The sequence below is a fragment of the Arcicella sp. GW458-12-2-14-TSB2 genome, assembly GCF_059423785.1.
Genome location: NZ_JBWKYN010000337.1, coordinates 1 through 1,816, shown reverse-complemented (window position 1 = coordinate 1,816; position 1,816 = coordinate 1). Strand labels below are relative to the sequence as shown.

Here is a 1,816-nt window from a genome sequence, read left to right as displayed (position 1 = left end):
AATAGACTTTCTTTTCTATTAGCGAGTGACTTAAGTCACTCGCTAATAGAAAAGAAAGTGTAAGCGCCTTTTACAAAACTCCTGTCTTAATTTTATTCAAGGTACTTTCTAAATTACTGGTATTAAACCCTAGCTTTTTAAAATTATCAATTGCTTTTGTCTCCCATTCTATCGCCTCATCCTTTTTCCCTAATCTATATAATAAACAAGCATAGGTATCCATCATGCTTGAGTTTTGTTTTATGCTTTCATCTGGACTAAGTGCTTCATAAATATCAATTGCTCTTTTCGACCATTTTAAAGCTTTTACTAACTTTTCCAAATCATTGGTGTATTTAAAAAAATCGAATGAAATATTATTTAACTCTTCCGCATACTTTAAGTAATGTGAAGTATAAGAAAAAGATGTTATCCCATTAACACCTTGTGATTGTCTCCTTTGTGTAAACATAGTATTACGTTCTTTTTCTTCTCTTTTTTTCAACGTATCTACAGATAAAGACATTAAAGTATAGTCACAAAAACTTTGTGCATTTTGTAAAAAATTGGTTGTGTCTTTAATATCCTTATAAAAGTTATTTAAATACGACTGTCCATAAAACCTACCCTTTTCATACTCTTTTGCATAGGTTGATGTAATAAAGCTACTTAGCTGCATCGCTAAATTTCTATCCTTATCTTTCTTCGCAATATTTCTAGTAGAAATTATTACTCTACTATTAATTTTAATCCTTTGTTCCAAAGAATAGGTAAAGAAAAGGCTATCAATTGTCTTAGTTGTAAAAAGTGCATACAATATTTTCCTTGCTTTTCCATTGAGTGGCAAACCCTGTTCAATCATTAGTCGGGCATTATCAATTGTAGAAAGTTCATTGATATTATTCAAATTGATGTACTCATCCACCAAATGATAGGTTTCAAAATTGACAGCACTTTTTTCTTGAATAAGTTTTTTTAGTAAATCTTTATTTCTTTCGCCTTTGGCGTATTGCATATCTAGTTCCTTAAGCGTATTATTCTTTGATAGTGCAATAGCTTTATCAGCAATTTCTAAATACATAATTGGGCTAGATGATGTCGAACCTAGTCTTTGTAAAACATAGCCATCATTATCTAAAAACAATGAGCCCATCGAAAAGCTACCCAAATTAGTTTTAGTGATGATTTGCTTGTATATCTCATCGTCAAATTTGATAGAAAGTGAAATGAAATTAATGTCAAATTTTTCTTTTAAAGCAGGACTTGAAAGCCCTTTTTGACCTACATCATTACATTGGACACAACTTGGAGAAGCAATTTGCACAAAGATGAGTTTCTTGTCTTTTTTAGCCTTTACTAGCGCTTTGTCAAAAGACGAAAAGGTTTCAAATTGTACTTGAGCAGTCACTGTAGAGAATTTTAACAAAGAAAGCAACAATAGGAGAATACCAAAGTTGATATTTTTCATAGAGATAGAAAGTTTGAAATGTGTTTTGATAATAAGGTATTGTACAAAACTAGTCATAAAACCCAAACTTGACATCCTTTCTGATAATATTAACGTGAATTTAAAATAACGCAATCTCTTCAATGAACGATGATTCTCTTTAAAAGAGCCTAAAAATAAAGGGCGACTATCAATTTTTTGATAGTCGCCCTTTGTATAAGATTTATCGTTAGCCTATTCAACTACAATAGTTCTTGTTACCTCTTGTGGTTTAGCAGAGTTAATATTGATTGTACGAGTAATTTTTTCAGTACCATCCGTAATTTCTACAGAATAAGTACCGTCGTTTAATGCTTGTAAATCGAATTTACCATGATACGAACGAGCACT

1 protein-coding gene is annotated in these 1,816 nt (G+C 30.9%); it reads right to left on the bottom strand.

Annotated elements, in window-relative coordinates; all coding sequences use genetic code 11:
• Positions 1-70 precede the first annotated feature (70 nt).
• Complete coding sequence (locus AC07XN_RS24265; protein ID WP_494744918.1) at positions 71-1,447, bottom strand: hypothetical protein; 1,377 nt, start codon at positions 1,445-1,447, stop codon at positions 71-73.
• Positions 1,448-1,816: the final 369 nt, after the last annotated feature.